Raw genomic sequence first — 12956 nt, 5'->3', positions numbered from 1 at the left:
GGAGCGTTCTTTTTTACAGCGTGTGTATTACTTGCGCTTCATCGACAAGAAGAACTCGTCGTTGGTCTTGGTCGTTTTCAGCTTGTCGACCAGGAACTCGATGGCAGCCACTTCGTCCATCGGGTGCAGCAGCTTGCGCAGGATCCACATACGCTGCAGTTCGTCGTCGGCGGTCAGCAACTCTTCGCGGCGGGTGCCGGAGCGGTTGATGTTGATGGCCGGGAACACACGCTTCTCGGCGATCTTGCGATCCAGAGGCAGTTCCATGTTGCCGGTACCCTTGAACTCTTCGTAGATCACTTCGTCCATCTTCGAGCCGGTTTCAACCAGCGCGGTGGCGATAATGGTCAGCGAGCCGCCTTCTTCGATGTTACGCGCGGCACCGAAGAAACGCTTTGGCTTCTCGAGGGCGTGGGCATCGACACCACCGGTCAATACCTTGCCGGAGCTCGGGATCACGGTGTTGTAGGCACGGGCCAGACGGGTGATGGAGTCGAGCAGGATCACCACGTCTTTCTTGTGTTCAACAAGGCGCTTGGCCTTCTCGATCACCATTTCAGCAACCTGCACGTGACGGGTCGGCGGCTCGTCGAAGGTCGAGGCAACCACTTCGCCACGCACGGTGCGCTGCATTTCGGTTACTTCTTCCGGACGTTCGTCGATCAGCAGCACGATCAGGTGAACTTCAGGGTTGTTACGGGCGATGTTCGCGGCGATGTTCTGCAGCATGATCGTTTTACCGGCTTTCGGCGGTGCAACGATCAGACCACGCTGGCCTTTGCCGATCGGGGCGCACAGGTCGATGACACGACCGGTCAAGTCTTCGGTGGAGCCGTTACCGGCTTCCATCTTCATGCGCACGGTCGGGAACAGCGGAGTCAGGTTCTCGAAGAGAATCTTGTTTTTCGCGTTCTCGGGACGATCGAAGTTGATCGTGTCGACCTTGAGCAGGGCGAAATACCGCTCGCCTTCCTTCGGAGGGCGAATCTTGCCAACGATGGTGTCACCGGTGCGCAAGTTGAAACGGCGGATCTGGCTCGGCGAGACGTAGATATCGTCCGGGCCGGCCAGGTAGGAAGCGTCAGCGGAGCGCAGGAAGCCGAAGCCGTCCTGGAGAATCTCCAGCACGCCATCACCGGAGATTTCCTCGCCGCTTTTCGCGTGCTTTTTCAGCAGGGAGAAAATCACGTCCTGCTTGCGCGAACGGGCCATATTTTCTATGCCCATCTGTTCGGCCAATTCGAGCAGTTCGGTAATCGGCTTTTGCTTGAGTTCAGTCAGATTCATATAGGAATGACGTAATCATTTATGGAGGGGGGGGAAATTAAGCTTTTGGCTTAATGAGGCCGCGCCGCAGAGAAGGCGACAGGATCGCGTACTTATTCGAAAAGGAGTGCGTCGGCGACGGCTAGCAGGGGGCAATGGAGAAACCAGTGCGGGGCCGAATGTACCACCTGAGTTTCGGAGCGTCTAGCCCTGAATACGCAAAAAGCCCCGCTAATTTGCGGGGCTTTTTTTCAGGCACTTTACAGCGACGCTTAGATGTTGGCGTCGAGGAAAGCCGCCAGTTGCGACTTCGACAGGGCGCCGACCTTGGTCGCTTCAACGTTGCCGTTCTTGAACAGCATCAGCGTCGGGATACCACGCACGCCGTGCTTGGCCGGGGTTTCCTGGTTTTCGTCGATGTTCAGTTTGGCAACGGTCAGCTTGCCTTTGTAAGTCTCGGCAATCTCGTCCAGAACCGGAGCGATCATTTTGCAAGGACCGCACCATTCAGCCCAGTAATCGACCAGGACAGCGCCTTCGGCCTTGAGTACGTCGGCTTCGAAGCTAGCGTCGCTAACGTGTTTGATAAGATCGCTGCTCATGGAATTCTCCAGGTTGTAAGCAAAAAAACGTGGCCCATCATAGCCGCCCTTCCCCTGTTCAGGAAGCCGCAGTTGATTGAGTCTTGCTATGGCACTCGATGAGTTTGGGTATAGCTCAAGTCACGTCGTGGCGGGGGCAATGAAAGCAATTCCGGTACGCAGGGCGGCGTTGCGCACGTGTTCCTGCATGGCTTTTTGTGCCGCGCCCGACGCCCGGCGCGCGAGGGCGCGGAGGATCTTGCGGTGTTCCTGCCAGGTTTCCATGGCGCGTTCGGCACGGATGAACGGTAGTTTCTGGCTCTCCAGGAACATCTCGGCGCTGGCGGTAAGGATGCTCAGCATCGCCTGATTGCCGCTGGCCAAGAGGATTCGGCGGTGGAATTCGAAGTCGAGTTTCGCCGCCGCTTCAAAGTCACCGACCTTCAATTGGTCACGCATGGCCGCAACGTTGTCTTCGAGCGCATCCAGATCGAACGTGCTTAACGTGACCGCCGCCAGCCCTGCGGCGAAGCCTTCCAGCGCATAGCGCAATTGAAAGATGTCCAGCGGTGACGCTTGCGCCGCAAATGGCCAGCCCGGTGCCTGCGCACCACGCGGCAACTCTACGGGCGACTGCACGAACACGCCTTTGCCCGGCTGAATACTGACCACGCCCAGCGCACTCAGCGACGACAGCGCCTCACGCAACGATGCCCGGCTAACGCCCAGTTGCAGCGCCAGGTCCCGTTGCGACGGCAACGCATCGCCCGCACCGAAACCCTGCTCAGTGATCAGTTTGCGGATCGCTTGCAGCGCCACTTCGGGTACCGCACGGGAAATCGAGTTCATGGTTTTTCAGACGCGCCAGACCAATGTGCGGCTAGTTGTAAAGCTATTCGCCGAGTCCGGCAAGTCGTGCCCCAGCAGGGTTCGGTAAACCACACCGGTGCGCCAAGGCAGTGCGAAAAACAACCTGACTGTTCAGACCAGTAAGACCGAGCAAAGTCGCTGAAACTGCGGTCTGCGGGGGCGAAAACCACGTATTGGCACGGCCCATGCTCTGTCCGATCGCAGAAATCACTTCTCGCCGATCCGGAGATTGTCCATGACCAAGCGTTACAGCGCCCTCCTCGCCGCTCTGTTTTCCTCTCTGTTGCTCAGCCAGGCTCCCGCGCACGCCGACGGTCTCGACGACGTGGTCAAACGCGGCACGCTGAAAGTCGCCGTGCCCCAGGACTTCCCGCCATTCGGCTCGGTCGGCCCGGACATGAAGCCTCGCGGCCTGGACATCGACACGGCGAAACTGCTGGCCGATCAACTCAAGGTCAAACTCGAACTGACCCCGGTCAACAGCACCAACCGCATCCCGTTCCTGACCACCGGCAAAGTCGATCTGGTGATCTCCAGCCTCGGCAAAAACCCCGAGCGCGAGAAAGTCATCGACTTCTCCCGCGCTTACGCGCCGTTCTACCTCGCCGTGTTCGGCCCGCCAGACGCTGCGATCGCCAACCTCGACGACCTCAAGGGCAAAACCATCAGCGTCACCCGTGGCGCCATCGAAGACATCGAGTTGAGCAAAGTCGCCCCAGAAGGCGTGACCATCAAGCGCTTCGAGGACAACAACTCGACCATCGCCGCCTACCTCGCCGGCCAGGTCGACCTGATCGCCAGCGGCAACGTGGTCATGGTCGCGATCAGCGAAAAGAACCCGAAACGCGTGCCGGCGCTGAAAGTGAAACTGAAGGATTCGCCGGTCTACGTCGGTGTGAACAAGAACGAAGCGGCGCTGCTGGCCAAGGTCAACGACATCCTGACCACCGCCAAGGCTGACGGCGCACTGGAAAAGAACTCGCAGACCTGGCTGAAAGAGCCGCTGCCGGCCGATCTCTGATCGACTGCGCGGGAGACCTTCATGGCTTATCAGTTCGATTTCATGCCGGTGGTGGAAAACACCGACCTGTTGCTGCGCGGGGCGCTGTTCACCCTTGAGCTGACGGCCATCGGTGCGTTGCTCGGGGTCGGTGTCGGAGTTGTCGGTGCTTTGGTGCGGGCGTGGAACATCCGCCCGTTCTCGGCAATCTTCGGCGTCTACGTCGAGTTGATCCGCAACACGCCGTTTCTGGTGCAGTTGTTCTTTATCTTCTTCGGCCTGCCATCGCTTGGCGTGCAGATTTCCGAGTGGCAAGCGGCGGTGCTGGCGATGGTGATCAACCTTGGCGCCTATTCGACCGAGATCATCCGCGCCGGCATTCAGGCAATCCCGCGCGGGCAGCTGGAAGCCGCAGCGGCATTGGCGATGACGCGCTTCGAGGCATTCCGCCACGTGGTGCTGCTGCCGGCGCTGGGCAAGGTCTGGCCGGCGCTGAGCAGCCAGATCATCATCGTCATGCTCGGTTCAGCGGTGTGTTCGCAGATCGCTACCGAAGAGCTGAGCTTTGCCGCCAACTTCATTCAGTCGCGCAACTTCCGCGCCTTTGAAACCTATGCGCTGACCACGCTGATCTACCTGTGCATGGCGTTGCTGATTCGCCAGTTGCTGAACTGGATTGGCCGACGCTATATCAGTCGAAGCGGGAGCCGCGTATGAGCGATTTCACCTTTTGGGACATCCTGCGCAACCTGCTCACCGGCCTGCAATGGACACTGGCGCTGTCGCTGGTGGCGTTCATTGGTGGCGGGATTGTCGGGTTGCTGATCCTGGTCATGCGAATCTCGAAAAACTCTGTGCCGAGCAGCATCGCCCGCACCTGGATCGAGCTGTTTCAGGGCACGCCGCTGTTGATGCAGTTGTTTCTGGTGTTCTTCGGCGTGGCGCTGGCCGGGATCGAAATCTCGCCGTGGATGGCCGCAGCGATTGCCCTGACCTTGTTTACCAGCGCTTATCTGGCGGAGATCTGGCGCGGCTGCGTCGAGTCGATCCCCCATGGCCAGTGGGAAGCCTCGGCGAGTCTGGCGCTGAATCCGCTGGAACAGCTGCGCTACGTGATCCTGCCGCAAGCACTGCGCATCGCTGTGGCGCCGACCGTGGGTTTCTCGGTGCAAGTGGTCAAAGGCACCGCCGTGACCTCGATCATCGGCTTCACCGAGCTGACCAAGACCGGCGGCATGCTCGCCAATGCCACGTTTGAACCGTTCATGGTCTACGGCCTCGTCGCCCTCGGCTACTTCCTGCTCTGCTACCCCTTGTCCCTCAGTGCGCGCTACCTGGAAAGGAGACTGCATGCCTCTGCTTAGAATTTCCGCCCTGCATAAATACTACGGCGATCACCATGTGCTTAAAGGCATTGACCTCAGTGTCGAGGAAGGCCAGGTGGTGGCGATCATCGGCCGCAGCGGCTCGGGCAAATCCACCCTGCTGCGCACCCTCAATGGGCTGGAGTCGATCAATGACGGCGTGATCGAAGTCGACGGCGAATACCTCGACGCCGCCCGCGCCGATCTGCGCAGCCTGCGGCAGAAAGTCGGCATGGTCTTTCAGCAGTTCAATCTGTTCCCGCACCTGACCGTGGGCGAAAACGTCATGCTCGCACCGCAAGTGGTGCAGAAAGTGCCGAAAGCCAAAGCGGCGGAGCTGGCCCGGGAAATGCTGGAACGCGTGGGCCTTGGGGAAAAATTCGATGCCTTCCCGGATCGGTTGTCTGGGGGCCAGCAACAGCGGGTAGCGATTGCCCGGGCGCTGGCGATGTCGCCGAAAGTGTTGTTGTGCGATGAAATCACCTCGGCGCTCGACCCGGAACTGGTCAATGAAGTGCTCAGCGTGGTGCGGCAACTGGCCAAGGAAGGCATGACGCTGATCATGGTCACCCACGAAATGCGCTTCGCCCGCGAGGTCGGGGATAAATTGGTGTTCATGCACCATGGCAAAGTCCATGAGGTGGGGGATCCGAAGGTGTTGTTTGCCAATCCGCAGACGGCAGAGCTGGCGAACTTTATTGGCACAGTTGAAGCAACAGCCTGAAGATCTTCTGAGGCAGTGATGCCCTCTTCGCGAGCAAGCTCGCTCCCACATTGGAATGCGCTCACCTGTGGAGCAAGCTTGCTCGCGAATGGCCGCGCCGCGATCTCCAGACTTTCTGCGCTGAATCAACGGTTTGAACCGTGCGCGTTGGCGCCAGCGTTTGATCGTGGCACGATGACGGGGTTATCGACCGAGACCCCCTGACCATGCCGCAATCCCAAGCCAAGAATCTGTCCCTGATCGCCGCAATCGACCTGGGCTCGAACAGCTTTCACATGGTCGTGGCCAAGGCCCAGAACGGTGAGATCCGCATTCTCGAACGCCTCGGCGAGAAGGTTCAGCTCGCCGCCGGCATCGACGATGAGCGCCATCTCAACGAAGAATCGATGCAACGAGGCCTTGATTGCCTCAAGCGTTTCGCCCAACTGATCAACGGTATGCCGCTGGGCGCCGTGCGCATCGTCGGCACCAACGCCTTGCGTGAAGCGCGCAACCGCCTCGAATTCATCCACCGCGCCGAAGAAATCCTCGGTCATCCGGTGGAAGTCATTTCCGGCCGTGAAGAAGCGCGCCTGATTTATCTGGGCGTATCGCACACCCTCGCCGACACCCCGGGCAAACGTCTGGTCGCCGATATCGGCGGCGGCAGTACCGAATTCATCATTGGCCAGCGCTTTGAGCCATTGTTGCGCGAAAGCCTGCAAATGGGCTGTGTCAGCTTCACTCAGCGCTACTTCAAGGACGGCAAGATCACCCCGGCCCGCTACGCCCAGGCGTATACCGCGGCGCGGCTGGAGATCATGAGCATCGAACACGCCCTGCATCGCCTGACCTGGGATGAAGCCATCGGCTCCTCGGGCACCATCCGTGCCATCGGCCTGGCGCTGAAGGCCGGCGGTCACGGCACTGGCGAAGTGAATGCCGAAGGCCTGGCGTGGCTCAAGCGCCGCCTGTTCAAGCTCGGTGACGTCGACAAGATCGATTTCGAAGGCATCAAGCCTGATCGCCGGACAATCTTCCCGGCGGGTCTGGCGATTCTCGAAGCGATTTTCGACGCCCTCGAACTGCAACGCATGGACCACTGCGACGGCGCACTGCGTGAAGGCGTGCTCTACGACCTGCTCGGCCGTCATCATCATGAAGACGTGCGCGAGCGCACCCTGACCTCGTTGATGGAGCGCTATCACGTTGATCTGGAGCAAGCCGCACGGGTTGAGCGCAAAGCCTTGCACGCGTTTGACCAGGTTGCGGTGGACTGGGAGCTGGATGACGGCATCTGGCGCGAACTCCTCGGCTGGGCGGCGAAAGTGCACGAAGTCGGCCTCGACATCGCTCACTATCACTACCACAAGCACGGCGCCTACCTGATCGAGCACTCGGACCTCGCCGGGTTCTCCCGTGAAGACCAACAGATGCTCGCGCTATTGGTGCGCGGCCATCGCCGCAACATTCCCAAGGACAAGTTTGCCGATTTCGGCGACGACGGTGACAAGCTGATTCGCCTCTGTGTGCTGCTGCGTTTTGCAATCCTGTTCCACCACATTCGTGGCACCCAGGCGATGCCGCAGGTGGTGTTGCACGCGAAGGGCAACACCCTCGATGTGGAGTTTCCGGAGAATTGGCTGGATGAGAATCAGCTGACTCAGGCGGATTTCGGGCTTGAGGCGGATTGGCTGACGCGGGTGGGGATTGTGCTCACTGTTCACTGATACCCAGCAAATTTGTGGATAACAGGTACAAAAAAGGCGATCCGCAGGGATCGCCTTTTTATTGGGTTCGGCTTGAAATTGGAGTTGGGCCTTCCCCTCACCCCAGCCCTCTCCCGAGGGAGAGGGAGCCGATTTGTGGGCTTTTCAAATCCTGAGTTCGACTCGATTTCTCAGGTCGGTGATAGCGTAAGACACCTCGGTCAGTCCCCTCTCCCTCTGGGAGAGGGTTAGGCGGGCGGCGTTCCGATGAGGGGCTTTTGACCTTCAAGGCCTCAACTGCTCACCGGCAAGATCGGGCTACCCAGCCGCTCCAGCAACGTCGCCTGCGCACTCCTCGGGTTCTGGTTGCCGGTCGGCGTGTTGCGAATATAACGACCATCCGACTGCAAACTCCAGCTATGCGTATTGTCAGTCAAATACAGCTCCAGCTCTTTCTTCACCCGGGTCAGCAGCTTCTTGCCTTCTACCGGGAAGCAAGTCTCGACGCGCTTGTCGAGGTTGCGCTCCATCCAGTCGGCGCTGGAGAGGAACATCTGCTCGTCGCCGCCATTGAGGAAGTAGAACACGCGGGTGTGTTCCAGGAAGCGGCCGATGATCGAGCGCACATGGATGTTGTGCGAAACACCGGCGATGCCCGGACGCAGGCAGCACATGCCGCGCACCACCAGATCGATGCGCACGCCGGACTGGCTGGCCTTGTACAGCGCGCGGATGATCTTCGGATCGGTCAGCGAGTTGAACTTGGCGATGATGTGCGCCGGTTTGCCGTCGAGCGCAAATTGCGTCTCGCGGGTGATCATGTCGAGCATGCCCTTCTTCAGGGTGAACGGCGCATGCAGCAGCTTCTTCATGCGCAGGGTTTTACCCATGCCGATCAACTGGCTGAACAGTTTGCCGACGTCTTCGCACAAGGCATCGTCGGAGGTCAGCAGGCTGTAGTCGGTGTAGAGCTTGGCGTTACCGGCGTGGTAGTTACCGGTGCCGAGATGCGCGTAGCGGACGATCTCGCCGGCCTCGCGACGCAGGATCAGCATCATCTTGGCGTGGGTCTTGAAGCCGACCACGCCGTAGATCACCACCGCACCGGCCGCTTGCAGACGGCTGGCCAGTTGCAGGTTGGACTCTTCGTCGAACCGTGCACGCAGCTCGATGACTGCCGTCACTTCCTTGCCGTTACGCGCGGCATCCACCAGCGCATCGACGATCTCAGAGTTGGCGCCGGAGCGGTACAGCGTCTGGCGCACAGCGAGTACATGCGGGTCTTTCGCCGCCTGACGCAGGAGGTCGACCACCGGGGTGAACGACTCGAACGGGTGCAGCAGCAGGATGTCCTGCTTGCTGACCACGCTGAAAATGTTTTCGCTGTTCTGCAGCAGTTTCGGGATCTGCGGGGTGAACGGCGTGTATTGCAGCTCCGGATGACTGTCCAGACCGGTGATGCTGAACAGCCGCGTCAGGTTGACCGGGCCGTTGACCTGATACAGCTCGCTCTCGCTCAGGTTGAACTGCTTGAGCAAGTAATCCGAGAGGTGTTTCGGGCAGGTGTCAGCGACTTCCAGACGCACCGCATCGCCGTAACGACGCGAGAACAACTCGCCACGCAGGGCGCGGGCCAGGTCTTCGACGTCTTCGGAGTCGAGCGCGAGGTCAGCGTTTCGGGTCAGGCGGAACTGATAGCAGCCTTTTACCTTCATGCCCTGGAACAGGTCATCGGCATGGGCGTGGATCATCGACGACAGGAACACATAGTTGTCGCCCGGGCCGCCAACTTCTTCCGGCACCTTGATGATCCGTGGCAGCAGGCGCGGCGCCGGGATGATCGCCAGACCGGAGTCGCGACCGAAGGCGTCGATGCCTTCCAGTTCGACGATGAAGTTCAGGCTCTTGTTCACCAGCAACGGGAACGGGTGCGTCGGGTCGAGGCCGATCGGGGTGATGATCGGTGCGATCTCGTCGCGGAAATAACGGCGCACCCAGGTTTTGATCTTGGTCGTCCAGTGCCGGCGACGAATAAAGCGCACCTGATGCTTTTCCAGCTCCGGCAACAGAATGTCGTTGAGGATCGCGTACTGGCGGTCAACGTGACCGTGGACCAGCTCGCTGATCCGCGCCAGCGCCTGATGCGGCTGCAAGCCGTCAGCACCGGCCTGTTCACGGGCGAAGGTAATCTGCTTCTTCAGGCCGGCGACGCGAATTTCAAAGAATTCGTCAAGGTTGCTGGAAAAGATCAGCAGGAACTTCAGGCGTTCCAGCAACGGATAGGACTCGTCCAGCGCCTGTTCCAGCACGCGGATATTGAATTGCAGTTGCGAAAGCTCACGGTGGATGTACAGGCTGCTGTCATCCAGGCCCGGTATCGCAATCACTGGCGCCGCCGCGACAGGTTCGGCGACTGGCGCGGGTGGCGCAGGCTCCAGTTCCGGCGGGGTCTCGGTGATTTGCTCGACCACCGGTTGAGCTTCTTTTACTGCAACTTCCGTGAGTCCTTCGGTATTCATTGAATGTTCCTGGGAGGGCTATTTCTGCTCTCGTAACAATTGAGCGGCGCGGACAGCAAAGTAAGTCAGGATGCCATCAGCGCCGGCACGTTTAAAGGCGGTCAGTGATTCGAGAATCACCGCCTCGCTCAACCAGCCATTCTGGATCGCCGCCATGTGCATGGCGTATTCGCCGCTAACCTGATAGACGAAGGTCGGCACTTTGAAGGCATCTTTTACCCGGAAAAGAATGTCCAGATACGGCATGCCGGGTTTGACCATGACCATGTCCGCGCCTTCAGACAAGTCGGCGCCGACTTCGTGCAGCGCTTCGTCGCTGTTGGCCGGGTCCATCTGATACGAGGCCTTGTTGGCCTTGCCTAGGTTCGACGCCGAACCGACCGCATCGCGGAACGGGCCGTAATAGGCGCTGGCGTACTTGGCCGAATAAGCCATGATCCGCACGTTGACGTGGCGGGCGATTTCCAGCGCTTCGCGGATCGCCTGAATGCGACCGTCCATCATGTCCGACGGCGCCACCACCTGCGCGCCGGCTTCAGCATGGGACAACGCCTGACGAACCAGCGCGTCGACGGTAATGTCGTTCTGTACGTAGCCTTCTTCGTCGAGAATGCCGTCCTGGCCGTGGGTGGTGAACGGATCGAGCGCGACGTCGGTGATCACCCCCAGCTCCGGGAAACGCTCACGCAGGGCGCGGGTGGCGCGCTGGGCGATGCCTTGAGGATTCCAGGCTTCGGCGGCGTCGAGGGATTTAAGCTCAGGAGGGGTGACCGGGAACAGCGCCAGCGCCGGAATCCCCAGCTCGACCCACCGGGCCGCTTCTTCGAGCAGCAAATCGATCGTCAGCCGCTCTACCCCGGGCATCGAGGCCACGGCTTCGCGGCGGTTTTCACCGTCGAGCACGAACACCGGCAGGATCAGGTCATCGACTGTCAGCACATTTTCCCGCACCAGCCGACGCGAAAAATCATCACGACGATTGCGCCGCAGGCGTGTGGCAGGGAACAGACGATTGGCGGGGGTAAAGCTCACGGCAGACTCCTGAGCCCGCGCAAACGGGCGAGCGTGACAGTTATAGACGGCCATTATGACGAACAGATGACAGTTGTGTGAGACCTGTGACAGGTAGCCGCATTCCATTCTCAGTGTAGGAATTGTTCACGTCGAGACACATTTGGACACTTTCATGAATGTGTCCGAAGGGTTAGGCTGCGCGTTCATTTCGCCAGCACCCAGACAATGCTCCAACAATTTCTGCATGACTTTGGCTACTTTGCCTTGTTCCTCGGCACGTTTTTCGAAGGCGAAACCATTCTGGTGCTCGCGGGCTTCCTCGCGTTCCGTGGATACATGGACATCAATATGGTGGTGGTCGTGGCGTTCTTCGGTAGCTATGCCGGCGATCAGCTGTGGTACTTCCTCGGCCGCAAGCACGGGCGCAAATTGCTGGCGCGCAAACCGCGCTGGCAGATGATGGGTGACCGCGCGCTGGAGCACATTCGCAAGCATCCTGACATCTGGGTGCTGAGCTTCCGCTTCGTCTATGGCTTGCGCACGGTGATGCCGGTAGCGATCGGTTTGTCGGGTTATCCGCCGGGACGTTATCTGCTGCTCAACGGCATCGGTGCGGCGATCTGGGCGACGGCGCTGGCTGCGGCCGCCTACCACTTCGGTGCGGTACTGGAAGGCATGCTCGGCAGCATCAAGAAGTACGAGTTGTGGGTACTCGGTGCGCTGCTGATTCTTGGCGTCGGCCTGTGGCTGCGCCGCCGCTTCAAGAATGCGCGGCTGGCCAAACAGGTTTACGCCGACGAGCAAGCCGCGAAAGCTGCACTGCTGAGTCAAGACGAAGCGTCCAAGGCTGCCGAACCGAAGACGCCAGCCGAGTAACTCGCTGGCGACTTGCTACAGCCCGCCAGCACTGAGCGGGCTGGCCGACCCTTTCAGTCAGACGGATCACTTTTATCCTCGCTACTCTGGGGCATTCAAGTTCGCCAGCGGCGTTGTCACGCCAAAAATCTCCCGCTCGTTACGCCGCAGGCAACCGCAAATAATGAACACCCCGCCGTCGTTGCGATCCATGTAGAAAGCGCTCCATACAGGTGCAGCCGCCACTTGGGCCTATGGCAACGCGCGACAATTTAGTGGACATTTAGCGCCATGAATCTGGAGAGAAACCCATGAGCAAAAAAGTTGCAGTGATCCTGTCCGGCAGTGGCGTATACGACGGCGCCGAAATCCATGAAAGCGTCATCACCCTGCTGCGCCTCGACCAACGCGGTGCGCAGGTGCAGTGCTTCGCACCGAACATTGCGCAATTGCACGTGATCAATCACCTGACCGGCGAAGAAATGCCCGAGTCGCGTAACGTGCTGGTGGAATCGGCGCGCATTGCTCGCGGCAACATCAAAGACATCCGCGAAGCCGACGTCGACGACTTCGATGCGCTGATCGTGCCGGGCGGTTTCGGGGCGGCGAAGAACCTGTCGAACTTTGCTGTTGAAGGCGCTGGCTGCAGCGTGCAGCCGGAAGTACTAGCGCTGGCCGAGGCATTTGCCGAAGCGGGCAAACCGGTCGGTCTGATGTGCATCTCGCCGGCACTGGCGGCGAAGATCTACGGCCCGGGCGTAACCTGCACCATCGGCAACGACGCCGACACCGCCACGGCGATGAACAAGATGGGCGCCACCCACGAAGACTGTGCGGTGACGGAAATCATCGAAGACAAGGCGCGCAAACTGGTGACGACCCCGGCTTACATGCTGGCGCAGAACATCAGTGAAGCGGCGTCGGGGATCAACAAACTGGTCGACCGCGTGCTCGAACTGACCCACGAAAACGACGCCTGATTCCCAGCAGTACACAAATCCCAATGTGGGAGCGAGCTTGCTCGCGAAAGCGGTGTGTCATTCAACACAGCGTTGCCTGACCTGGCGCCTTCGCG

12 protein-coding genes are annotated in these 12956 nt (G+C 59.8%); 7 read left to right on the top strand and 5 right to left on the bottom strand.

Going from position 1 to position 12956, the window contains the following annotated elements:
• Positions 1 to 27: 27 nt before the first annotated feature.
• The 3 genes from rho to BMY54_RS02050 form a co-directional block, all read right to left on the bottom strand.
• Entirely contained in the window at positions 28 to 1287 is a 1260-nt protein-coding gene (gene rho / locus BMY54_RS02060; RefSeq protein ID WP_003229334.1) for a transcription termination factor Rho, read from the bottom strand.
• A gap of 251 nt (positions 1288 to 1538) precedes the next feature.
• Positions 1539 to 1868 (bottom strand): thioredoxin TrxA, encoded by a 330-nt coding sequence (trxA, locus tag BMY54_RS02055; RefSeq protein WP_003206727.1) that lies wholly within the window; start codon positions 1866 to 1868, stop codon positions 1539 to 1541.
• A gap of 120 nt (positions 1869 to 1988) precedes the next feature.
• On the bottom strand, positions 1989 to 2696 hold the full coding sequence (locus BMY54_RS02050; protein WP_093429746.1) for a FadR/GntR family transcriptional regulator: 708 nt from the start codon (positions 2694 to 2696) through the stop codon (positions 1989 to 1991).
• Positions 2697 to 2952: 256 nt separating this feature from the next.
• Between BMY54_RS02050 and BMY54_RS02045 the strand changes: the two genes are divergently transcribed.
• The 5 genes from BMY54_RS02045 to ppx all read left to right on the top strand — a co-directional run bounded on the left by BMY54_RS02045 (position 2953) and on the right by ppx (position 7514).
• On the top strand, positions 2953 to 3738 hold the full coding sequence (locus BMY54_RS02045) for a transporter substrate-binding domain-containing protein (protein ID WP_093429745.1): 786 nt from the start codon (positions 2953 to 2955) through the stop codon (positions 3736 to 3738).
• 21 nt (positions 3739 to 3759) lie between these two features.
• Positions 3760 to 4434, top strand: a complete 675-nt coding sequence (locus tag BMY54_RS02040) for an amino acid ABC transporter permease (protein ID WP_093429744.1) — start codon at positions 3760 to 3762, stop codon at positions 4432 to 4434.
• Complete coding sequence (locus tag BMY54_RS02035) at positions 4431 to 5081, top strand: amino acid ABC transporter permease (protein ID WP_093429743.1); 651 nt, start codon at positions 4431 to 4433, stop codon at positions 5079 to 5081. Before BMY54_RS02040 ends, BMY54_RS02035 begins: the two co-directional genes overlap by 4 nt.
• Positions 5068 to 5805, top strand: a complete 738-nt coding sequence (locus BMY54_RS02030; RefSeq protein WP_007911148.1) for an amino acid ABC transporter ATP-binding protein — start codon at positions 5068 to 5070, stop codon at positions 5803 to 5805. The genes BMY54_RS02035 and BMY54_RS02030 overlap by 14 nt, the downstream gene beginning before the upstream one ends.
• A gap of 206 nt (positions 5806 to 6011) precedes the next feature.
• Positions 6012 to 7514, top strand: coding sequence for an exopolyphosphatase (gene ppx, locus BMY54_RS02025; RefSeq protein ID WP_093429742.1), 1503 nt, complete (start codon positions 6012 to 6014; stop codon positions 7512 to 7514).
• Positions 7515 to 7786: 272 nt separating this feature from the next.
• Here the strand turns inward: ppx and ppk1 are convergent, their stop codons facing one another.
• Together ppk1 and hemB are read right to left on the bottom strand one after the other, a co-directional pair.
• Positions 7787 to 10012, bottom strand: coding sequence for a polyphosphate kinase 1 (gene ppk1, locus BMY54_RS02020; protein ID WP_093429741.1), 2226 nt, complete (start codon positions 10010 to 10012; stop codon positions 7787 to 7789).
• An 18-nt stretch (positions 10013 to 10030) separates the two neighbouring features.
• Entirely contained in the window at positions 10031 to 11044 is a 1014-nt protein-coding gene (gene hemB / locus BMY54_RS02015) for a porphobilinogen synthase (protein ID WP_093429740.1), read from the bottom strand.
• Positions 11045 to 11251: 207 nt separating this feature from the next.
• Between hemB and BMY54_RS02010 the strand changes: the two genes are divergently transcribed.
• Positions 11252 to 11902: a DedA family protein gene (locus tag BMY54_RS02010; protein WP_093429739.1), complete on the top strand. Its 651-nt coding sequence runs from the start codon at positions 11252 to 11254 to the stop codon at positions 11900 to 11902.
• A 290-nt stretch (positions 11903 to 12192) separates the two neighbouring features.
• On the top strand, positions 12193 to 12861 hold the full coding sequence (elbB, locus tag BMY54_RS02005) for an isoprenoid biosynthesis glyoxalase ElbB (protein ID WP_038359087.1): 669 nt from the start codon (positions 12193 to 12195) through the stop codon (positions 12859 to 12861).
• Positions 12862 to 12956: the final 95 nt, after the last annotated feature.

Origin of the sequence: Pseudomonas sp. ok266 (assembly GCF_900110195.1) — a bacterium.
Classification (GTDB): Bacteria; Pseudomonadota; Gammaproteobacteria; order Pseudomonadales; family Pseudomonadaceae; genus Aquipseudomonas; species Aquipseudomonas neuropathica.
The sequence above is the reverse complement of the archived record's forward strand: the minus strand, read 5'-3'. Positions and strand labels throughout refer to the sequence as shown.